The sequence below is a fragment of the Maribacter sp. TH_r10 genome (assembly GCF_033101095.1).
Lineage (GTDB): Bacteria > Bacteroidota > Bacteroidia > Flavobacteriales > Flavobacteriaceae > Maribacter_A > Maribacter_A luteus.
In genome coordinates this window covers 71,876-94,069 of the sequence record NZ_JAWMPY010000004.1, presented here as the reverse complement: position 1 = coordinate 94,069, position 22,194 = coordinate 71,876, and the positions used below count along the sequence as shown (strand labels likewise).

16 protein-coding genes are annotated in these 22,194 nt (G+C 40.0%); 10 read left to right on the top strand and 6 right to left on the bottom strand.

Annotation, left to right across the window (positions count from 1 at the left end; all coding sequences use genetic code 11):
• Nucleotides 1-152: 152 nt before the first annotated feature.
• On the top strand, nt 153-584 hold the full coding sequence (locus tag R3X28_RS11585) for a fused DSP-PTPase phosphatase/NAD kinase-like protein (RefSeq protein WP_317664431.1): 432 nt from the start codon (nt 153-155) through the stop codon (nt 582-584).
• A gap of 36 nt (nt 585-620) precedes the next feature.
• Here the strand turns inward: R3X28_RS11585 and R3X28_RS11580 are convergent, their stop codons facing one another.
• Genes R3X28_RS11580 through R3X28_RS11555 form a run of 6 tightly spaced genes read right to left on the bottom strand, consistent with a single transcriptional unit; the run spans nt 621 to nt 6,934 of the window.
• On the bottom strand, nt 621-1,352 hold the full coding sequence (locus R3X28_RS11580; RefSeq protein ID WP_317664429.1) for a LytTR family DNA-binding domain-containing protein: 732 nt from the start codon (nt 1,350-1,352) through the stop codon (nt 621-623).
• Between the two features lie 5 nt (nt 1,353-1,357).
• Nucleotides 1,358-2,398, bottom strand: coding sequence for a sensor histidine kinase (locus R3X28_RS11575; RefSeq protein ID WP_154366447.1), 1,041 nt, complete (start codon nt 2,396-2,398; stop codon nt 1,358-1,360).
• A gap of 10 nt (nt 2,399-2,408) precedes the next feature.
• Nucleotides 2,409-3,629 (bottom strand): ABC transporter permease, encoded by a 1,221-nt coding sequence (locus R3X28_RS11570; protein WP_317664425.1) that lies wholly within the window; start codon nt 3,627-3,629, stop codon nt 2,409-2,411.
• A gap of 1 nt (nt 3,630) precedes the next feature.
• Nucleotides 3,631-4,374 carry an ABC transporter ATP-binding protein gene (locus tag R3X28_RS11565; RefSeq protein ID WP_317664424.1) on the bottom strand — a complete coding sequence of 248 codons (744 nt, stop codon included), beginning with the start codon at nt 4,372-4,374 and terminating at the stop codon, nt 3,631-3,633.
• A gap of 6 nt (nt 4,375-4,380) precedes the next feature.
• Nucleotides 4,381-5,607, bottom strand: a complete 1,227-nt coding sequence (locus R3X28_RS11560; RefSeq protein WP_317664422.1) for an efflux RND transporter periplasmic adaptor subunit — start codon at nt 5,605-5,607, stop codon at nt 4,381-4,383.
• A gap of 4 nt (nt 5,608-5,611) precedes the next feature.
• Entirely contained in the window at nt 5,612-6,934 is a 1,323-nt protein-coding gene (locus R3X28_RS11555; protein WP_317664420.1) for a TolC family protein, read from the bottom strand.
• Between the two features lie 519 nt (nt 6,935-7,453).
• Here R3X28_RS11555 and R3X28_RS11550 point away from each other — a divergent pair.
• Genes R3X28_RS11550 through R3X28_RS11510 form a run of 9 tightly spaced genes read left to right on the top strand, consistent with a single transcriptional unit; the run spans nt 7,454 to nt 22,175 of the window.
• Nucleotides 7,454-9,193: a CRTAC1 family protein gene (locus R3X28_RS11550; RefSeq protein WP_317664419.1), complete on the top strand. Its 1,740-nt coding sequence runs from the start codon at nt 7,454-7,456 to the stop codon at nt 9,191-9,193.
• A gap of 7 nt (nt 9,194-9,200) precedes the next feature.
• Entirely contained in the window at nt 9,201-10,637 is a 1,437-nt protein-coding gene (locus R3X28_RS11545; RefSeq protein WP_317664417.1) for a hypothetical protein, read from the top strand.
• A gap of 3 nt (nt 10,638-10,640) precedes the next feature.
• Nucleotides 10,641-12,668 carry a hypothetical protein gene (locus R3X28_RS11540; protein ID WP_317664416.1) on the top strand — a complete coding sequence of 676 codons (2,028 nt, stop codon included), beginning with the start codon at nt 10,641-10,643 and terminating at the stop codon, nt 12,666-12,668.
• A 21-nt stretch (nt 12,669-12,689) separates the two neighbouring features.
• Nucleotides 12,690-13,835: a hypothetical protein gene (locus tag R3X28_RS11535; RefSeq protein WP_317664415.1), complete on the top strand. Its 1,146-nt coding sequence runs from the start codon at nt 12,690-12,692 to the stop codon at nt 13,833-13,835.
• 49 nt (nt 13,836-13,884) lie between these two features.
• The gene (locus tag R3X28_RS11530; RefSeq protein WP_317664413.1) at nt 13,885-14,469 is read left to right on the top strand and encodes a Rid family hydrolase; all 585 of its coding nucleotides are present in this window, start codon (nt 13,885-13,887) and stop codon (nt 14,467-14,469) included.
• A gap of 10 nt (nt 14,470-14,479) precedes the next feature.
• The gene (locus tag R3X28_RS11525; RefSeq protein WP_317664411.1) at nt 14,480-15,787 is read left to right on the top strand and encodes an ABC transporter substrate-binding protein; all 1,308 of its coding nucleotides are present in this window, start codon (nt 14,480-14,482) and stop codon (nt 15,785-15,787) included.
• A gap of 19 nt (nt 15,788-15,806) precedes the next feature.
• A complete protein-coding gene (locus R3X28_RS11520; protein WP_317664410.1) occupies nt 15,807-16,886 on the top strand; it encodes an ABC transporter substrate-binding protein in 1,080 nt (359 codons plus the stop codon).
• Nucleotides 16,887-16,946: 60 nt separating this feature from the next.
• The gene (locus R3X28_RS11515) at nt 16,947-20,510 is read left to right on the top strand and encodes an FG-GAP-like repeat-containing protein (RefSeq protein ID WP_317664408.1); all 3,564 of its coding nucleotides are present in this window, start codon (nt 16,947-16,949) and stop codon (nt 20,508-20,510) included.
• A gap of 3 nt (nt 20,511-20,513) precedes the next feature.
• Nucleotides 20,514-22,175 (top strand): CRTAC1 family protein, encoded by a 1,662-nt coding sequence (locus tag R3X28_RS11510; RefSeq protein ID WP_317664406.1) that lies wholly within the window; start codon nt 20,514-20,516, stop codon nt 22,173-22,175.
• Nucleotides 22,176-22,194 lie beyond the last annotated feature (19 nt).

The following is a 22,194-nucleotide window of genomic DNA, read 5'->3' as shown; positions in this document are numbered from 1 at the left end:
TAGCAGGACATTTTATGTGGTACGGTGATTTTAAAAAGGTTGGGTGTAAGAGGTGGTTGGTCTATATATTTTTCTTTATAGGTTTAGCTTTATCTGCACAAGAGCAAAAGTTTCAAAAGATCACTTCCGGGAATTTTGAAAACCTTTATCGTTTGAACGATTCATTGTATAGATCGGAACAGCCAAGTAAAAAGGGGTTTAAAAATCTTGAGGCCTTGGATGTTAAAACCGTAATTAATCTTAGAAGGTGGGATAAAAACTGGAGAAAGGCCGATGGCACCGAACTACAGCTGGTGAATTTACCTTTGAAAGCGGGTAAACTTACCGAGGATCAAATTATCATGGCTTTAAAGGCCATTCAGGTAGCAGAAAGTCCCGTATTGATTCATTGTTGGCATGGTTCGGATAGAACAGGGGCGGTAATTGCCGCATATAGAATAATATTTGAAGATTGGACCAAGGAAAAGGCCATTGAGGAACTTAGATATGGTTATTTCGGATATCATGAAAAAATGTACCCTAACATTGTAACATTACTGCAAAATCTGAATGTTGGGCATATTAAAGAAGATTTGGGATTATAGGGGTCTACTCTATTGAAAAGTCTTGAGGGTTGAAAATTAATCCAAGCTGTTTTTAGAGATATAGGCCAAGAAATCCGGTTTGTAATTTTCCGAAACGGTTATTCGTTGTTCCCGGATAATAATCTGACTTCGTTCAATAACATCCACAGCTTCTAACGCAACGATAAATGAGCGGTGAATACGCATGAATTTATCGGGCGGAAGTACTTCTTGTAGACTTTTTAGGCTCATTAAGGTCAATACGGGCCTAGTTTGGTTTTTAAGCCATATTTTAATATAGTCCTTAAGGCCCTCAAAATACAGGACATCATCTAGATTTATCTTCAATTGTTTATAATCGGACTTTACGAAAAGGAACTTTTTTTCGCTGATGGTGGGCATTTGCTTTTTTGCTTTTATCAAGGAAAACCATTCTTTGGCTTTTGTAGCTGCCGATAAAAATTCGGCATAATCAAAAGGTTTCAATAAATAATCCAAAGCTTCTACCTTATAACCTTCCAAGGCATATTCTGAAAAAGCGGTTGTGAAAATGACCCGGGTACTTTTAGGAATCAATTTAGAAAGTCCAATACCAGTAAGATCAGGCATCTGTATGTCAAGAAAAACGAGGTCAACTGGTTCATTTTCCATAAAGCTTAAAGCTTCTATGGCACTGTCACATTTTTTTTTAAGGACCAAAAAGGGGGTTTTCAGAACATACCCTTCTATCAGTTGTAAAGCCATGGGTTCATCATCTACAACAATACAGCTAATTTGTATAGGTTTCATCTATTTCAGATTTCTAAGGTTAGGATGGCCGTAAAGATACCATCTATAACCTTATAATCGAAATGATGTTTATTGGGATATAGTAGTTGTAATCGTTTTTCCAAATTTTCCAGACCAATTCCGGAACCACTTTTGTCACTTGTGCTCTTAGGGGTATTGGGGTTCGATGCCGTAAAGGTCAATTTGGTTCCGTCAACTTTCAGCCCAAATGATAAATCTGACGATTTGCTTGCGGATACGCCATGTTTAAATGCATTCTCTACCAAAGTGATGAAAAGCAATGGTACAACCTCAATATTTGGCAAATCATTCGGAAAGTCGTGCGATATTTTGATCTTATCGCTATATCTGAGCTTCATAAGCTCAATGTATTGGGTCATGAAATCTATTTCTTTCCGTAGGGGGACCTTTTCGGTCTCGGTATCATACAAGAGGTAACGCATTAATTTACCCAAACTATGAATGGTCTTTTTTGCCGTTTCGGGCTGGTAATCTACCAAGGAATAAATATTATTGAGTGCATTGAAAAAGAAATGCGGTTGTAATTGGTACTTTAAATGTTGGATCTCGGACTGTAGTTTAACATTCTTTGCTTCTTTTTGTTCAGCCTCGGTCTTCAACCATCTTTCGGTTGTTTTTAAAGCGATTGAAAATGCCAAGGGTACAAGGGAAGCGAAAAAATCAAGATACCAGAAAATCTTTCTTGGAGGTTTGTTTTCAGGATTGTCGGTTATTACGAATGATTGGGTAAGATATCCTTTGAGTTCATGGTTTGCCCAAACAAAAGTGCCGATCAGGATCAAATTGATAAGAAAGAAAAGTATGGTCTTTTTCTCAAATAAGAACTTATTAATTAGAAGGAGGTAATTAACGTAGAAAATGAACGCATAGAAAAATAAAGGTACCCAAGTATGTATGAGTGTCCTGGTCACGACCTGTGAAATCTGATTTTGACCTTGGGACAGCAAGTAGGGCATGCTGAACAAAATCAACCATGCCAGAACATGAAGTACGGGGAATAAGTATTTTTTACGGTTCAATTCCATCTTTTCTTATTTACTCATATCGTAATGCCGTGATCGGATCCAAAGCAGCTGCTTTTCTTGCAGGGTACCAGCCAAAGAATATTCCTGTGATGGCACAAACTGCAAATGATATGATAATCGAGTACAAGGCAACACTTGTTGGCCAATGTAAGAATTTCTCAATAAATATTGTAGAACCAAGGCCTAAGGTTACACCGATAATTCCACCAGTGATACTAATTAATATTGCTTCTATCAAAAATTGCATCAATATATCGGAACCTTTGCCACCTACAGCCATTCTTAAACCGATCTCCTTGGTACGTTCTTTTACCGAAACATACATGATATTCATGATGCCTATACCACCGATCAATAAAGAAATTCCTGCAACGGCAACCAAAAGTACGGTCAACATTTCACTGGTAGAACTGAATGTTGAAATCAATTCTTCCATAGAACGTACCGTAAAATCATCATCTTCGTTATCCAGAAGTTTGTGTTGTGCGCGTAAAATTTCGGTAACTTGCGTCACGGCTTGAGGAGCGTCGTTTTCACTTGTTGCCGATGCCATGATCTGGTTTAAATAATCGATGGCCAAAATACGTTTTTGGACCGTGGAAAAAGGTGCTATGACCACATCATCCTGGTCTTGGCCAAAGGTATTTTCCCCTTTTTCTTCCAACACCCCGATAACTTTGAACGGTATACTATTGAAACGGACCAGTTTACCAATAGGGTCTTCACCATCAGGGAATATATTATCTACAACCGTCTGGCCTAATAAAACAACCTTCGAAGCTGATTGAACTTCGGCATCGGTAAACATGCTTCCACTTTGAAGGCCTACTACTTTAATGTCCAGGTATTCGGGATATACACCATAAATGGTAGATGGCCAGTTGTTGGCCCCGTTGATTACTTGTCCGCCACCATTTACAACAGGGGTAATGTAATTTAACATAGTGGTTTTCTTTTTAATCACCTCATAGTCATTAAGGGTCAGTGTCTGCACATCGCCACCACTTCCTCTTGCGGGCCCTCTGTCATCTTCCCCGGGTCTAACGGTAATCATATTCGATCCCATGCTCGAAATGGTACTTCGAATACTTTCTTTTGAACCCTCTCCAATGGCCAACATGGCAATTACGGCCGCTACCCCTATGATAATGCCCAACATGGTCAGTAGGGTTCTGATCTTGTTGAGAACAATGGCCTTAAAGGCGATTTTAAATAAATTCAATAGTCTCATATTAATGGGGTTCTAATGGTAATGAGGCTAATTCAGTAGCCGCTGATTGAATATCTTTATTGAGGTAATCCTTAATGATGTTGCCATCTTTCAGGACAATGGTTCTACTACTAAAAGTAGCTATGTCTGGCTCGTGGGTCACGAAGGTGATCGTGATACCCTTTTCATTCAACTCTTGAAACAAGGACATTATTTCGTATGAGGTACGAGTGTCCAGGTTTCCCGTAGCTTCATCGGCCAAGATCATTACAGGGTTGTTTACCAAAGATCGCGCAATGGCCACCCTTTGTTGTTGCCCACCTGAGAGCTGTGAAGGTGTATGGTCCATACGATCTCCCAAACCTACCATCTCCAACGCCTTAAAGGCCCTTTCTTTGCGTTCCTCGGTAGAGACCTTACTATTGTATAATAGGGGTAATTCTACATTTTCCAGGGCAGATGTCCGTGCTAAGAGATTATAGGATTGAAAAATGAACCCTATCTTTTCATTTCTAATTGTCGCTAATTGGTTTCTGTTCAAATCTTTTACGCTAACACCGTCTATCTCGTATAATCCCGATGTTGGTTGATCTAAACATCCTAAGATATTTAGCATGGTACTTTTTCCAGACCCACTAGAACCCATAATGGTAACGAATTCACCTTCAGTTATGGAGAACGAAATACCTCTTAGGGCATGCACGATTTCATTGCCCATGGTAAACTCGCGTTTTAAATCCTTTATTTTAATGATTTCCTTGTTCATGGCTGTTTACTTTTTCTTGTTAGCTCCTGGTGGTTTAGGCATGAACGGACTTTCATCCGATCCTCCGGGACCAGATTGCTGTTCAATGGGACTTTCGGATTTTAAACTGTATACCAGTTTGTCTCCCTCGTCAACACCACTTAAAATCTGTACGTTGACGCCATCACTCGCCCCTAGGGTTACTTCTTTCGGGGATATAGCGCCATCGGATTCAAGGATCCAAACTTTGATTGCGCCTTCTTCCATTGGTTCAGGGCCACCTTTTGGTGGGGCAACTGCAATATTGTGTTGCTCGTTGTAGGCCATTAATAAAGATGGGGTAGGTTTAAAATTGATGGCTTTCGCTTCAGTACTCAGTACATCCTTTAACTCCAAAGTATATATGGATATGGTGGCAGTAAGACCTGGTTTAAGTTTTAGGTCAGGATTGTCTGCTTTTATAACTACTGTATAGGTAATAACATTGGATGTTTCCGTATAATCCAAACGAACTTGTGTTACGGTACCTTCAAAAGTTTCCCCTAAATAGGCATCAACGGTGAAAGTAACCCTTTGACCTTCTTTGACACCACCTATATCTGCTTCGTCCACATCGGCTTCAACTTGCATTTCCTTCAGATCTTGTGCAATGGTAAAGAGGGTAGGTGTGCTATAACTTGCGGCTACGGTTTGTCCTTCGTCTATGTCTCTTGAAAGTACGACACCGTTTATAGGTGAATAAATATTTGCATAGCCCAAATTAGTCCTCGCCTGTTGTAAATCGGACAACCGTTGGGTCACCGTACCCTTTGCTGTTTCATAATTATATAGCGCATCATCATAATCGGCTTTACTGATGACTTTGTTTTCAAATAAGGTTTTTTGTCGTTCGAAAATAGTTTGTGTGTAGTTCCTTTGGCTCAAGGCATTGTCATAGGAAGCTTGTGCTTGTGTAAGTGCGGCCCTTAGATTGGTTTTATCCAATTCTGCGATCAATTGTCCTTCTGTGACTATACTGTTGTAATCTACATATATTTTCTCGACCACACCGGACACCTGTGTACCTACATCTACTTGATTTATGGGCTCTATGGTTCCGGTAGCCGTTACCATAGTGGTAACGTCTCCTTTTTTGACGGTAAGGGTTTCTGCTTCGATAACCACATCATCATTATCCTTTAAAAAGCTATAAGCCGTGAAAGCAAGGATAAGGATAACAATACTGCCTATTACTATGTTTCTTTTATTTTTCATTTGATTAAAGTTTAATGTCGTTTCCTTGATAAAATTGAAGTAATTGGGTATATAAAAGACTTAGATATTTTGCCTGAATGTAGTTTTGCTGGGCATTGGTGTATGTGTTTTGGCTTACTACAAGATCGGTGGTACTCAAAGCACCCAGTTCATATTGTTTCTGAGCCAATCGGTACGACTCACTTGCGGCATTTTGTGCAACATCGGCAGCTACCATTTGGCTTTGTGCCGCAGTGGCATTATGCCAGGCGGTTTCAATTTTTTGATATAGATCTTTTTCTTCTTGTGCCAATTGCAGTTGGGCTATGTCAATATTTATCTTGGCGTTTTCAACTTCGGTTTTCGTTTTGTTCCGGTTGAAAATAGGAACGTTCAAAGAGAGTCCGACCCTTTGGTTGAAGTTCAAATCCAGTTGGTCGGAAAAATTAAAGTCCTGGGTTGAGGTATAACCGGATCCAAGGCTTCCTGTTAATGAAAGTGTAGGTAGATACCCTCCTTTGGCAATATCCAATTCCTTTTCTGAGACGGATATATTTATTTTACTTGCATTTATTTCGGGAAGTTTTTCCAAAGCCTGGCCATAGACTTGGTTCAAATCAGGTATTAGATCCTCACCGGTACCGGCCGGATCGGCAATTTGAAACGAGGCGCCGTTAGGAAGTTCTAATAGTTGTTTTAGGGTCAATAACTGCTGGGCGTAATCATTTTTAGCGGTAATTAGGTTATAGGTATTCGTGGCCGTATTTGATTGCGCATCTGTATAATCCTTTAAGGCAATGGATCCCGCTTCAAAACGGGCCTTGGCCTGATCTTCTTCTTTTTGTGATGCAACCAGGTTGTTTTCGGCTATCGCTATGTTTTCTTTGCTATAGAGCAGTTGAATATAGCTATCTGTTATACTCAGGACGATATTGTTTTTGGCCTGTTCCTCATAAAAGGAATATTGGTCTACCAGAAGTTTGTTTTGCTTTATTTCATTATTGATTTGATTCCCTTGGAAAAGGGTAACCTGGGTGTTCAGTCCTAAACTAGTGGCATTGATCTTCTGGGAAACAAAATCACTTGTTATAGGGTCAATCGAATTACCATTCGTAAAGTTCTGTGAGGCAGAACCGGTTAAATTGGGCAATCTTGACGATTTTGCTGCTTTATAGTCCTGAAGCGTGCTGTTTTTTTCCAAAACTGCCTGTTTTACGGTAATGTTGTGCTCCAAGGCATAGGAGATGCAATCCTCTAAGGACCAAATTTTTTTCGTATCGCTTGAGGTTTGTTGACTCTGCACAAACTGACCGAGTAATACCAGAAATATGATGATTGTTTTTTTCATGTCGTTGTAAACAATTTTAGTTGAAATACGAATCAAATATCCAAAGGAACCCAAGAGATACATATTGAAATAGATGAAGAAGGGAATTGACTAGATTAAAGCCTTGATTTTATCGACGGTATTTTTTGGAAATATGGAAGGGGACCAAGATTATGGGATTTTTTAAAAAGGAAAGTCCGATCAGAAGGACAAAATTCTTAAGGTTATATCAACATTGAACAATAATTGATTGTTTGATTATTGAATTAGGAGATTTGATGATTAAAATTAAATATTACTTAAAAAAATCTTAAAAAAATTAGCATTATATGATTTTTGTCATCTTTCCTACCCATGTAGAAATGTATTTTTGACTTTGGAGCACGATGGGGATGATTCTTTATTATAAACCATTTAGGGTTTGTAAAAAATAGATTGTCAAAGCATTGTGTTTTTTTAAGTTAATGTATTTTGATTTTCTTTTTGATTCTAGATGAATCATACAAGATATTCAGATTCAATCTTATAGCAAAAAGTAATATGATTGACCATCAAAAACGATTTTTCCTTGGTTCTTTGAGTACGGCCAAATGGGGTAGCTTTATCAATATAGCTGCGATTAAGAAATATTTTAAATCAACTATTGTATTGTTCTTGGTTTTTGGCTGCAATTCTGAACCGAAATCATCTAAATCAAACCAAGATGCCATAAAAGAGCCTCCAGCGGCCAATTCAGAGTTCTTTCAATCCATAGCTCAAGAAATCGGGCTGGATTTTAAACATTCCATCGGGGCCGATCATATGGAGAATATTATAGAATCCGTTGGCGGGGGTGCTGCTTTTTTTGATTATGACCAGGATGGGTATATGGATATCTATGTGTGTAGTGGAACGTGGGTCAAAGGATTCAGTAAAAGTGAGAAGCCGAAGGTAATGCCGACCAACCATCTATACAGGAATAAACAGAACGGTACTTTTGAGGATGTTACCAAAAAAGCAAAGGTCGGTGGCCCTTGGTATAGTATGGGTGTTACCATTGGGGATTATAATAATGACGGATTTCCTGATATCTACCTAAGTAATAACGGGCCTAATACTTTATATAAGAATAATGGTGATGGAACATTTACCAATGTAACCGAAAAAGCCGCTATAGGTGGTGGCAAATACTGCAGTGTTGGTGCCGTTTGGATGGATTATGATAATGATAGCCATTTAGACCTCTATGTTGGTAATTATCTCAATTTTGATCCAGACTATAAATATTATTATGCCCCGGATGGCTTTCCTGGTCCTTTGGCTTATGATAGTCAGCCTGATATTTTATACCATAACAACGGAGATGGTACTTTCAAGGATGTTACCCAAGAAATGGGAATAGTCGATATTGATGGAAGGGCCATGGGAGTTGGTGCCGCTGACTATGATGATGATGGGTATGTTGATATTTATGTGGCCAACGATCACACCGTAAATTATCTTTGGCATAATGATCAAGGTAAGGGTTTTACCGACAAGGGAACCATGTCTGGCACAGGTTTTAGTCAATCAGGTGAGGCCACGGTAAGTATGTCTGTAGATTTTGCCGATTTTAATGGGGATGAGTTATTGGACCTTTTCATTTCGGATGATAATTATTGCTCGCTATATGAAAATATGGGGAATGGGGTCTTTAGTGATCAATCCTATGCTTCGGGTATATCGGTGGCCTCAGGACAATTCGTGGGTTGGTCATCGTCCTTTTTTGATTATGACAATGACGGCGATGTAGACATTTTTAAATCCAATGGGGAGTTAAAACACCTATACGGGCAGGAAGATCAGTTGTTCGAAAACATTCAAGAGGGAAAATTCAAGGATGTTTCCATAGACCTTAGTTCATATTTTAAGGAAGAGCATGTGGGAAGAGGCGCCTGTTTGGGCGACTACGATAATGATGGGGATACCGATATTTTTATCGTTAACCTGGATAGTATAGGGGTTTTTCTAAGAAACAATAAAGGAAATAATAATAATTGGCTTTCCTTGAACTTGGTCGGGGAATCCAGTAATCGCGATGGTGTTGGGAGCAGGGTTAGGATCACGGCCGAGGGTAAGGTTCAAACGGCCCAGAAAAAAAGTACGACAGGTTACCTTTCACAAAACGACCCCAGAATTTACTTTGGTCTTGCCAAAAGTACTATAGTCGATAGTATAGAAATCAAATGGCCTTCGGGCAAACATCAGGTTTTGGAGAAAATCGATGCCAACCAAATTTTAACCGTACGTGAACCCCAATAAATGAATTATGTTCCCAAAAAACACTTTTAATTCATATCTGATCGTATTGGCCCTGTGCTTTGGAGTCATAGGATTGCATTCTTGCAAGCAAAAGCCTCTTACGAACATGATCGTAATGACCCAGAACAAGGGAGATGTAGAGTCAAGGGATTATTCAAAAGGTGATAAGTTGCAATATATGTCCGGATCAAGGATAGTTGCACTGAATACTACAACTCCAAATGAACCCTTGGATGAATTGACCACTGATTTTTATTCAGCCTGTTCCCCTAAGATATCCTATAACGGTAATTTTATGCTGTTCGCTGCCCAAAAGAACCAAGATGATGTGTGGCAAATATGGGAAATGAATCTGCACAATAAGAAAAAGAAGCAAATTACATCTTCCGACCATAATTGTATAGATCCGGACTACTTGCCTGGCGAAAGGTTGGTCTTTAGTAAGGAGGTAAAAAGTAAAGACCCCAAAGTTGATACAGAATTCACCCTTTTTTCTTGCAATTTAGATGGTTCCAACCTAGCTCAGGTAACTTATGATCCCAGTACGTATTTCGCATCAACGGTTCTAAGTGAGGGGCGGGTAATTGCAATTGGTAAAGAAATGCGGCCAGAAGAAAAGCCCGCTAATTTTATGATTATGCGACCAGATGGAACAAAAAAGGAATTGTTCTATCAAATGGAACAGGACCATTATATAACCAGTGGTGCAACCGAAATGAATAATGGAAGAATTCTGTTTGTTGAAGCAAATTCGAACAACCAAAAAGACTTGATATCCCTATCCTATAATCGCCCTTTGCATTCCGAAGAAAACCTCACTTCGGAAATAAAAGGGGATTTCCACGCCATTAGTCCATATCACGATAACAAGGTGTTGTCCAGTTATCGTCCTGAAAATGCGTTGCACTTCGCTCTTTATGAATTTGATGTTGAAAGCCGTGAGTTGGGTCGGCCTATTTATGAAGATAGGGAGAATAATATTTTAGAAGCGGTATTTGTCCAAAAAAAGCAACGCCCCCGTAAATTACCTAGCGAAGTTGATTTGAACGTAAAGACCGCATTATTGGTCTGTCAAGATATAAATTTCCAATATTCCCAACCAACGGATTCCACCATACCGGCATTTAAAGCGAGTAAAATGGAGGTCTTGGGAATAGACTCTACGATGGCCGTTTTCAAAACGGAAAAAGATGGTTCCTTTTATATAAAGATACAGGCCGATACACCGTTCAGGTTACAAACGCTAGATGACAATAATAATGTGGTGAAAGGCCCCAGTAGTTGGATGTATTTACGTCCCAATGAAAGGCGTGGGTGTATTGGGTGTCATGAAAACAGGGAATTGGTACCAGGAAACGTTCAACCTTTGGCGGTTACAAAAGAACCCATTCCGGTACCAACGCCAAAGCAGATGGATGCTCCTAAACGAGAATTAAAAATGTAGGCCATGAAGAGTAAAAAAGTCAAGATTTTTTTCTTTGTAATAGCATTTCTAGGACTGATTATCTTCATTCCTGGGCGCATGTTCGTAAGACATCATGTGAACCAAAAAACGGCGGTAACGGATCACCCGTTAAAATGTACATCGTGCCACTTGTACACTTCCAAGAACAAGATTGTCTCGAATTTAATAAATGAGGATTATTATTCCCCTTTCAATATTGCGGTTAGCAATGATGGCAAGCGTTTATTCGTGGTTGCCCAGGATACAGGTGAACTTCTTATTGTCGATGCAGAAAGTAAAACGGTCGTTCAAAAGGTAAAAGTAGGAGTTCATCCGCATAGTGTAATCTTGGATAAAACCAATGCATTGGCTTATGTAAGTAATCAATGGTCAGACAATATCTCTGTAGTAGATCTTGCCACCTCCAAAGTGCTGGATACACTGATAACGGGCAATGGACCTTCAGGTTTGGCCCTAAGTGCAGATGGGGCTAAATTACTGGTAGTGGATACATATGGTTCGGATCTTTCGGTAATAGATTTGGATACCAAAGAAGAAATGAAAAGGTTGAGAACGGGCAGTGATCCAACCGGAACAGCATTGTCACCCGATGGTAAAAAACTTTACGTGACCAGCAGACGCTCTAAAATAGTTCCTTATGGAGAACCTCTGGTTAGTGACCTTACCCAAATAGATGCAACTACCTTACGGGTCGATGAGCATAAAGATGTTGAGGAAGCTTATATGATGGAGAATATGACCTTTACTCCTTCTGGGGATCTTGCATTAATGACATTGATAAGACCTAAAAACCTGATACCTTCCATACAAGTTGAAGGAGGTTGGATGATGACCCATGGTATCGGGGTAATTGACCAGAATAACGAGGGGCGAATAATACAATTATTGACCGATCAACCCAATGCCTACTATTCCGATTCTTTTGATATCGTTGTTTCCCCCGATGGAAAAAGAGCGTACGTATCGAATGCGGGTGCAGATAAGATTACGGTTATGTCCGTCGATTCGATTAGGGCCATTATCAAAGAAACCCCAAAGGAACAACTTAAGAACATCGCGAACAACCTAGGTGTCAGTAGCAGGTTTGTGATCGACAGGATTAGTACGGGTGCCAACCCTAAAGGTTTGGCCCTTTCCCCTGATGGTAAAAAACTCTATATAGCGGAACAGCTAGAGGATAAAATCGGAGTACTTAACACCGAAACCCTAAAAATGGAAACGGCCATTGACCTTGGTGGCCCAACTAGGATTACCGTAGCTAGGCAAGGGAGAAGGCTTTTCAACAATGCCGGGCATACCTTTCAAAACCAATATGCATGTTATACTTGTCATCCTGATAACCATGAAGACGGACTAGTATATAATATGGCAGGGAAAGATATGGGCCGAAATGTAACCAATACACAATCTTTAAGGGAAATCGGTGATACCCCACCTTTCAAGTGGAACGGAAAGAACCAAACCATATATAAGCAAGATGGCATGCGGTTTTCAACCGTTCTTACCCGTACCGAACAATTCAGTTATGACGACTTGGATGCCATTACGGCTTACATAAAAAGGGGTATAAAATATCCTCCTAATTTAATGTACAATCCACATGGTGAATTAACCGAATCACAATTACGGGGAAAAGAAATTTATAATAGGACAAAAGATAATTCGGGAAATGTGATTCCTGAGAATAATCGGTGCTATACATGTCACCCAGCACCATTGTATTCGAATTTACAACCGGCCGATGTCAGTACCTTGGCCGTAAGTGATGATTCTATTTTGTTCGATACGCCACATTTGGGCAATATATATGCGTCCCCACCTTATTTACACGACGGTAGGGCGGCAACTTTGGAGGAGATATGGACGATTTATGGGGAAGATAATAAACACGGTTATGTTAATGACCTGACCAAAATGCAATTGAACGACCTTATTGATTACTTGAAATCGCTCGGAGGTCCGGAACAGGAAGATGAAGGTTATCAAGAACAACAAACCGCAAGTTTTTAAGTGTGTAAAAAACTAACAACGATGAATATACAAACCAAACATTTCAAAATAATCGTCCCCATGGCGATTCTTGTGATAGCTTCTTTAGGTTTTGTTCGGCCCGAAGAACGCTCACCCGTGTTACATGATAGTTCTGATATTAGCACGACAAATAATAGTAAGGAAACCGAAAAACCAATGCCTATTTATGGGAATTGGAAAAATTACGACTCCAAGAACGGATTGCCCGGAGATAAGGCATATTGTGTAAAGATAGATGGTGAAAGGATTTTGGTTGGTACACATGAAGGACTTGCTGTTTTGGAAAACGGGAAATGGAAGACCTATACTACGGATGACGGACTTGCTCATAACGGGGTTTTGGCAATCGATGTTGATTACGCGACTGGTGATGTTTGGTTGGGTACCATGGGCGGATTGTCAAGGTGGTCTACCGGTAAGTTCGAGAATTTCAATCAAATGAACAGCGGTATGCCCAATGATCTGATCTATGCGGTAACCTGTGACGAAAAATTTGTTTGGGTCGCCACTGGTGGTGGGGCCGGGAGCTATAATACGTATACCAGAAAGTGGGAGATCTTCACAGAAGAAAACGCTCCAATGCACGAACCTTGGACCTATGGGGTGTGTGCCAGTAAGGACAAGATTTTTATTGCCGCTTGGGGCGGTGGAGTCATTGAATATACCAAGAAGACAAAAAAATTCAGGGATTATGTAGATCCAGATGGTAATATGGAGATTGACCTTTTTCCAGATGACGGAGTTGTTCATGATATTACCACAGGAACTTCTTGGTCTAACGATATACTTTGGGTGGCTACCTATTTTGGTTTAAGCCGATATGACGGTGTGCATTGGAAAGGTTATTTTGATCACGACAGTGGTTTGGTGAGTAATTTCATCAATTTCATTAAGGCCAAGGATGATTATGCATTTATCTGTACAGACCAAGGATTAAGTTGTACAGATGGCAATAATTGGGTTACCTATACCACAAATGAAAAAACAAATAAGGGCAAGACCATCATATTGAACGGCACCGACAAAAAGGAATTGGGGGAATCCACATCACTGGCCCATAATTTTATTTTGGGGGTTGATATTGTAGGAAATGATATCTGGGTAGCAACCGCAGAAGGCGTAAGTCATGGTCAGTTAAAGCATTGAAAATTTAAAACTAGAATACTTATTACTAACAACTTTAATAATACATAAAATGGAAATAAAAGAAAGGGAAAGGATTTTGATAGATTTATCAAAACTTACAGAAGGAGAGATTATAGAAATGAAGAAATTGGGAATCTTAACAGATGATCATAAAATAAGTGATACCGTATTTCCTCCAATACATGTAGAAAGACCTCCAATAGAAAAGCATGTGGTTCATGCCCCGCATACCATAAACGAAGCTTATGATTATCAAAAACCTTCCTCTTTTTCCCGGGCTTTGCGATTGGATTTAGGGGATTATAAAGTCTTGGTCATTTCAGGTACTGCAAGTGTTAACGAAAAGGGTAAGCCCGAACACATTGGGGATTTCAAGGCCCAATTGTGGAGAACCTATTATAACATTACCAATTTGCTTGAAGCAGAGGGGATGACATGGCACGATGTGGTTCGTACAACCAATTATCTTAGGGATATAGAACGTGATTATGGCGAATTCAATAAGATCAGAACTTCTTTTTACAACTGGTTGGGGCTAGACCCATTACCAGCGGCTACAGGTATACAGGCTAGACTGTGCTGGGAAACCTTACTCGTAGAGATCGAGGCATATGCAGTATGTAAAGTACGTTAAAAAGTAGGTTATGATAAAACGTAGCGATTGCGTCATTAAAACTATTTGTCTTGCTTTGTTCTTAGTGGGCAATTTCATGAACGGGCAAGAAGACAAGACCATGTACGGTAATACAACCGAGGAGTTGTTCCCGTATCATAAATTCCAAAAGGCCTATAAGTATCATTTTATAGAACCTGTTCAGTTTTATGGCGCAGGTCGTGATAAACAAGCCCCCAAAGACCTGACCGAAGTTCGTATCGGGTTTTTGGGTCCACTTGAAGGCTCGCCGATTGTTTCATTAGGAAAACAAATGTTGAATGGCTCCATATTGGCCATAGAACAGGCTAATGAAAATGGTGGCTATAACAACCTCCCTTTTAAATTAATGGTTCATAATGACGTTGGACTATGGGGTGCGGCAGCCAACGAAGTGGTAGAAATGGATGAGGAGAAGGTTTGGGCCTGGCTCGGTTCTATAGACGATATAGTTTCCCATGTTGCCTTGAGGGCAACCTTGAAAATGGAAATAATGATGGTCAATACAGGAGATCCAGATCCTACTTTTACAGAAACCAATATACCATGGGTGATCAGGGTTATCGGTGATGACAGACAAAGTGGTTATGCACTCGCCTCGTACATTTTTGACGTAATGAATCACGAGCGGGTTGCGGTAATACGTTCCAATGATAGATATGGTCGTGTGGGTGTTATGGAATATTCAGGGTTTGCCGTACGTAAAGGGCATCCTATGATGATCGAAGAACGGTTCAATTTGGATGAAACCGATTTCACCATGCAATTGGAGAATATAAAAAGGGTCTCTCCCGATGCCATACTTATTTGGGGTAACGCTAAGGAATCCGCATTGATATTAAAACAGATTCGTTCTATGGGTATGACACAGCCCGTCTATGCTTCCGATAGGTCGGTTTCAGAAGAATTCCTGAAAATCGCGGGTGATGCTGCTGAAGGATTGGTGAGTACTTGCCCCTATAACCCTGAAGCGAACAATCCTAAATTGAAAAAGTTTCAAAAAGCGTATGCCGATCGATTCGGGATAAAACCTGATGTTTTCGCGGCGCATGCTTTTGACGGAATGAACTTGATTATCGAAGCGATTAAAAAAGAAGGACTAAATAGGGTGCTTATCCGGGATGTATTATCCGATCTGGAAACCTTTCAAGGTTATGAGGGTGTTACCGGAAAAATTATCTTTGATGGTAGTTGGAATGATATCGGGAAAATTTGGATGGCCAAGGTCAACCAAGGGAAATTCGAATATTCACCAGTTCCCGTATTGAAGGCTACCAGTGGTGGTAAATCGATGGAATAACCGGGTAATTTAAAAGCGTATGAATAAAACCGTTCTGATTGTTCTTTGTGTTAATGTCTTGCTATTCCAATTCAGTATCGCCCAACAAGGGGAGAAAGACGAGAACATTATCACAATTGGTTTATTGGTAAATGATCAAACGGCTGTATCCGCTACAAGAGCCGCCGAAAGGGCCATAGCTTCTGCCAATAAGAACAAAAAACTGAACGGCAGGCAGTTCAAATTGGTAACACGTTCCATGGAAGGGCCATGGGGAACCGGGTCTAAAGAAGCTGTTAATCTGGTTTTTAAAGAACGGGTTTGGGCGCTATTGGGTTCCCACGATGGCAGAAATGCGCATTTGGCCGAACAGGTAATTGCCAAGACACAAGTGGTTTTTTTATCTGCATGGGCAACGGACCCGACGCTTTCACAAGCATATATTCCTTGGTTTTATAACTGTGTCCCAAATGACATACAGCAGGCCGAAATGCTCGTTTCTGAAATAAAGAAAAATCATAAGCTGAATAACCTAGCTGTACTTGTACAGGGAAATTACGATGCCGAAAATGCTTTGAAATATTTAAATGACCGGATAATGGCAGAAGGCGGTCAAAAACCTTTAGTTTTTAAATTTGACCAGAACGTAAATGATCGAGCTAATTTGATTGACCGATTAAAAGAGCAGGGTACTAAAGCGATCATGGTCATTGCAAGTGGGAAACAAGCTTGGGAAATTGTAGGTGGGTTACGAAAGAATGGTATTGAGACTCCGGTATATGGTACTTTGGCTATGCTTGGTACGTTCGGTTCATCTTTTTCAAATGTGGAAAATCTATCAAATTTAACAGTTTTGGATTCGGGAAACTGGATGAAATCAAATACCTTACATTCCGAAAATGGAAAAGAAGTTGACAGGTCTTTTTCAAATGCTATCGAGGCTTACGCTTTTGACGGGGTCAACATACTTTTGAACGCTATAGAAGCTTCAGGATTCGATAGGGGAAAATTAAATGAAACCATATCTAAAACTAACTATAATGGCACTACGGGAAAAATTCAATTTGATGAAAACGGTAATCGTGTCAGTGATATGAAATTAGTGAAAATTGCCTATTAAGGCCCAACTTTCCGTAAAGGATAAATTCCCGTGTATTCAAATTTACAAAACCCTAGTTCGATGAAAAGTACTCTTCCTTTCCTCTTGCTATCCTTTCTTCTGGTTTCCACCTTTTATGGGTGTAAGGAGACTGCAGAGGAAAAAAAGCAAAAAACCGTAGAATTGATTTCGACCCAAACCATGGGTCTCGCCTTTTTGGAAGCATTTAAGTTAGAAGAAGCAGAGGAAACCTTTAAAAAGTACATAGAACTGGCCCCGGATAAAAAAATGGGATATGCCAATTTAGGTTTGGTGTATTTGCGTATGGGCAAGTATGAAGAAGCTAAAAAGCAACTATCAAAAGCCATTGATATAGACGGGAAAGATGCTGATATCAATTTGATATTGGCTACGGTGTATCAAATGAACGATGAGAAGGACAAGGCCGTTGAGGTATTGCTGAATTCACTGCATTTTGCCCCTGACCATGAGAAGACCTTATATATGTTGGCCGAATTATATGCGCCACAGACTGATAGTGGGGCCCAAAACAATAGAAAAAAACATCTCATCCAATTAGTTAAAAAGGCTCCTGATAATATTGTCCCTGCTTTGGAATTGACCGGACTCTTTATCAAAGAACGTGAAGTGGATAAAGCTATAGAGCAGTTGGAGGTCATTCAAAAACAATATCCTGAATTTCCCAAGGAAGCTATAGAATATTATGACAATACCCTTGATTTTCTTCAGTTGCCCGATGCTGATAAAGCATTTACTTCCTTCAGTATCTTCCACAATTACTTAAAAGTGACTTTTCCCTATCAGGCAGGTATCAAAGAATTGAAAGGTACACGGGGTTCCGTAATAGGGTTTCCCTTGGTAACCTATGATCTTAAACATTCTGCGTTGACAGATGAAAACGAATCTACCTTAGACCTTGTTAAATTTACCGATGTTACCAATAGCGTAGGTCTTGATGCTGTTCCTGTTTTTGAAGATTTGGATCTGGAGGAAGATATGTCCACACATCTTACCATGGCCGATTATGATTCGGATGGGGATGTAGATATGTATGTTGGCTCTTATGACCCATCAAGTTCAACTTATAAACATTACCTATTTAATAATGATTCCAATTGGTTTTGGGATATATCCAAAGATGCGGGTATAAAGCATTCTGGAAAGGAATCGGATGCACTTTTTGCCGATTATGATAACGATGGTTTCCTTGATCTATATGTGGTTAGGCCAGAAGGGGATGTTTTATACAGGAATGCGGGGAACGGCATTTACGAAGATGTTACCACTGAGGCAGGTATAGGGGCTAAAAATGAAAGCTCAAAGGTGTTGTTTTTGGATTTGGACCATGATGGCGATCTGGATATTTTCGAGATAGGCTCAACCACTAATTTGGTGTACAGGAACAATGGGGACCTAACCTTTACCGAACAAGCCGAAAAAATGGGGCTTTTGGATAATGAAGTAAAAAGTAATGATGCGGCCTTCGGGGATTTTGATGATGATGGCGATATTGATCTTTTCGTTACCAACCAAAACGCTGGCAATAAATTGTATAGTAATCAAAGACAAGGTATTTATAAGGATGTTCTGAAAAACAATGAATTGAAAAACCAAAGTGGTAGTAATACCGTCGCCGTCGCCGATTGGAACAATGATGGCTTTTTGGATCTATTCACTACAGGGGAAAACTTTGAAAGTAATGGTCTTTTCAGTAATGAGGGGGACGGTACTTTTAAAAAGGTTTCGGCCAATGATAAAATGAACTCTGCCATACGGGGTATGTCTGTTTTGGATACTGAATTCTTTGATTTTGATAATGATGGATTTTTAGATTTGGTAATTGTAGGTAAACCCAAAAATAACAATAACAGGGGTGTTTTACTATTTCATAATGAAGGGGACGGTAAATTCACCGATGTTAGTCATATGTTCCCGGAAAGAACCAAATCGGGCAGCGAAATAGAGCTTTTTGATTTTGAAGGCGATGGTGACCTTGATTTGGTCATTGCCGGTTTAAAAGGTGGTGTGGTTCTTTTACGTAATGACGGTGGTAACCTGAACCATTATGTAAACGTGAAATTGGTAGGTTTAAGAACGGGAAGTGCAAAGAACAATTATTTCGGAATCGGGGCAAAAGTGGAAATGCGCTCCGGTGACCTTTATCAGACCAAAGTGGTGACCGATCCGAGTATTTATTTTGGACTAGGTAATAGAACCAAAGCGGATATTATTCGTATTACATGGACCAACGGTGTTCCCCAGAATATTTTACTACCAGAAAGTGATCAATCCCTAATTGAGACCCAAACCTTGAAAGGTTCATGTCCGTTTATATATACATGGAATGGTGAGGAATTTACCTTTGTCAAGGATATTACATGGCGGAGCGCATTAGGCATGCCATTGGGTATTATGGGTGGTACCGCCAAATATTCTTTTGCGGATGCCTCTGATGATTATATAAAGATCCCGGGTGAAATGTTGCAGGAAAAAGACGGTGAATATATAATGCAAATGACCTCTGAATTATGGGAGACCATCTATATGGATCAATTGCAATTGGTAGCCATAGATCATCCCATTTCTACCGATGTTTTTGTTCCTGAACAGTTTTCGCCCCCACCGTTCCCTGGTCTAAAGGTTATTCAGGTAGAAGGGAAATATTTCCCCACTTCCGCAAAGGATCAGGATGGGAATGATTTATTGTCATTGATCACAGAAAAGGATGATCGCTATATATCCAACTTTATGCCCGATAAATTCCAAGGGGTAACGGAAATGCATGATTTGATTTTGGAGTTTGATGAGGAAATCCCTACCGAGAACTTGATCATGGTACTTAATGGATGGATTTTCCCCACCGATGCCAGTATTAATGTGGCATTGTCCCAGTCAGAAGCCTTGATGGTAAAATCCCCGGTGGTTCAGGTAAAGGATAAAAAAGGCCATTGGCAAACGGTTGTCCCCAATGTAGGATTCCCCATGGGGAAAGATAAAAACGTCATTGTAGACCTCTCAGGTAAATTCTTGAGTAAGGATCATAGCATCAGGATACGCACGAATATGGAGATTTATTGGGATCAAATATTTTTGGCCCAAGACAGTGCCAAAAAAGATTTTTCGACCAATGTATTAGATCCGATTGCCGCCGATCTGCATTATCGTGGTTTTTCGGAAACCTATAAAAAAGGGGGTAGGTACGGTCCACATTGGTTCGATTACGATTCTGTGGATACAACGACAAAATGGAGGGATCTTACAGGTAATTATACAAGATATGGCGATGTTTTGCCATTACTTACGGCATCGGATAATGCTTATATAATTTCCAATGCTGGCGATGAAACGACCATAAAGTTCAATGCAGCGAAATTACCGAAATTGAAGGAAGGATATAAGAGGGACTTCCTGATTCACAGTGTAGGCTGGGTAAAGGATGGTGATTTGAACACTGCCCATGGCAACACGGTTCTTCCTTTGCCATTTCATGGGATGAGCAGTTATCCACCTACAGAAAATGACGTATACCCGAATACTCCGGAATTACAAAAATACCATGCTGAGTATAACACCAGAAAGGTAACCAATGATGGTTATCGCAATCAAATAAAAACAGATAAGTAAAGAATGAAGAAAGGTTCAAGGAGAGTTTTTTATATCCTTTTATGTAGTTGTTTCCCAATACTTTTAGGGGCTCAAAACCAAAATGTAAAGTTTAAGGACGTAACCAAAAAAGTAGGGATAGATTTTAAGTATACCTTTGGTGACAGGCATTACGAGAACATTCTGGAAAGCAGTGGTTCCGGTATTACCGTTTTTGATTATAATAACGATGGTCTCATGGACCTATATATGATGAACGGTACGTACCTCGAAGGCATATCTCAGAAAGATGGTGCTGAAAATAAGGGTACGGCCAATGAATTATATAAGAACAATGGCGACGGTTCTTTTACCGAAGTTGCGGAATTGGCCAGGGTAGATGATAAAAATTGGAGTATGGCTGCCGGTGCAATAGACCTTGATAATGACGGTTTCCAAGACCTTTACCTATTGAATTATGGCCCGAATGTATTTTATCACAATAATGGGGACGGTACCTTTACTGAACAGACCCGGAAATTAGGTCTTGTAGGGCCCGAAAAGTTGAATGGTTTTACAAAATGGAGTATTGGGGTTTCTTTTTGGGACTATAATGAGGATGGAAGGTTAGATGCCATGGTGGGTAACTTTCTGGCATTCGATCCTGAATATATATCAACCCAGACACCTGGAATGATGCCTCACCCTTCGGAATATAATGGGCAAGCTTCAATGCTCTACCAACAACAGCCGAACGGTACGTTTAAAGATGTCACTGAAAAGGAAAACTTGTTTTACCCCGACTCAAAATGTATGGGATTAACCGTGTATGATTATGATGGGGATGGGGATATGGATATTATTCAAGCGAATGATCATCAGGCGAATTTCTTGTTCAAAAATGAAAATGGTAGTTTTAAGGAAGTTGGTGTTCCTAGTGGTATCGCCGTTAACAGTCATGGGCAGGTAACAGGGTCTATGCATGCGACTATTGGGGATATTGATGGGGACGGATTGGTAGATATGCTCGTTGCCGACCTAAAATACGGGGCGGTATACCGTAATATGGGTAATGGCTTGTTCCAAGATGTTACCGAATCTAGTGGAGTGGCCAAGTCGTTCTTGGGAAAAGGGAGTTGGGGTACCGCTTTGTTCGATTATGATAATGACGGTGATTTAGATATTATTTCCGCCAATGGTAACGCTGAGGAGCTGATTTTACAATATCCGGTCTTGTTAGAGAACGATGGGAAAGGAAATTTCAAGGATGTTGGTAAAAGCGTTAGTCCGTATTTTGCTACCAAACGCTCAGGAAGGGGATTGGTAATTTGGGATTATGATAATGATGGGTATTTAGATGTTGTGATTTCCCATGTTGATCTAGAGGCTACTTCGACTTTGTTACATAACGAAGGGGGTAATGGTAACAACTGGTTGGGAGTTACCCTTAAGGGGAAAAATGGCTTGGCATCCGGTATAGGGGCAAAGATTACCGTTAAAACTGCAGGAAAGGAGTTGGTTCGTATAAACCAATGGACTACAGGGTATTTGTCTAATAATGAGCCAAGAACACATTTTGGATTAGGTAAGGCTGGTATGGTAAACCAGCTGGAAGTTAAATGGCCCAATGGGGAATTGGAAATTTACAAGAATATTAAACCAAATCAATATCTTATCTTAGAGCAAGGAAAAGGTATTTTAAAATAAAATAGGGTAAAAGTAAATA

What these genes read in the sequence shown, in the direction of transcription:
- R3X28_RS11545 (WP_317664417.1), top strand. Translation starts at nt 9,201, where the DNA reads ATGTTCCCAAAAAACACTTTTAATTCATATCTGATCGTATTGGCCCTG.
- R3X28_RS11510 (WP_317664406.1), top strand. Translation starts at nt 20,514, where the DNA reads ATGAAGAAAGGTTCAAGGAGAGTTTTTTATATCCTTTTATGTAGTTGT.
- R3X28_RS11565 (WP_317664424.1), bottom strand. Translation starts at nt 4,374, where the DNA reads ATGAACAAGGAAATCATTAAAATAAAGGATTTAAAACGCGAGTTTACC.
- R3X28_RS11540 (WP_317664416.1), top strand. Translation starts at nt 10,641, where the DNA reads ATGAAGAGTAAAAAAGTCAAGATTTTTTTCTTTGTAATAGCATTTCTA.
- R3X28_RS11580 (WP_317664429.1), bottom strand. Translation starts at nt 1,352, where the DNA reads ATGAAACCTATACAAATTAGCTGTATTGTTGTAGATGATGAACCCATG.
- R3X28_RS11555 (WP_317664420.1), bottom strand. Translation starts at nt 6,934, where the DNA reads ATGAAAAAAACAATCATCATATTTCTGGTATTACTCGGTCAGTTTGTG.
- R3X28_RS11525 (WP_317664411.1), top strand. Translation starts at nt 14,480, where the DNA reads ATGATAAAACGTAGCGATTGCGTCATTAAAACTATTTGTCTTGCTTTG.
- R3X28_RS11575 (WP_154366447.1), bottom strand. Translation starts at nt 2,398, where the DNA reads ATGGAATTGAACCGTAAAAAATACTTATTCCCCGTACTTCATGTTCTG.
- R3X28_RS11520 (WP_317664410.1), top strand. Translation starts at nt 15,807, where the DNA reads ATGAATAAAACCGTTCTGATTGTTCTTTGTGTTAATGTCTTGCTATTC.
- R3X28_RS11535 (WP_317664415.1), top strand. Translation starts at nt 12,690, where the DNA reads ATGAATATACAAACCAAACATTTCAAAATAATCGTCCCCATGGCGATT.
- R3X28_RS11515 (WP_317664408.1), top strand. Translation starts at nt 16,947, where the DNA reads ATGAAAAGTACTCTTCCTTTCCTCTTGCTATCCTTTCTTCTGGTTTCC.
- R3X28_RS11570 (WP_317664425.1), bottom strand. Translation starts at nt 3,629, where the DNA reads ATGAGACTATTGAATTTATTTAAAATCGCCTTTAAGGCCATTGTTCTC.
- R3X28_RS11550 (WP_317664419.1), top strand. Translation starts at nt 7,454, where the DNA reads ATGATTGACCATCAAAAACGATTTTTCCTTGGTTCTTTGAGTACGGCC.
- R3X28_RS11530 (WP_317664413.1), top strand. Translation starts at nt 13,885, where the DNA reads ATGGAAATAAAAGAAAGGGAAAGGATTTTGATAGATTTATCAAAACTT.
- R3X28_RS11560 (WP_317664422.1), bottom strand. Translation starts at nt 5,607, where the DNA reads ATGAAAAATAAAAGAAACATAGTAATAGGCAGTATTGTTATCCTTATC.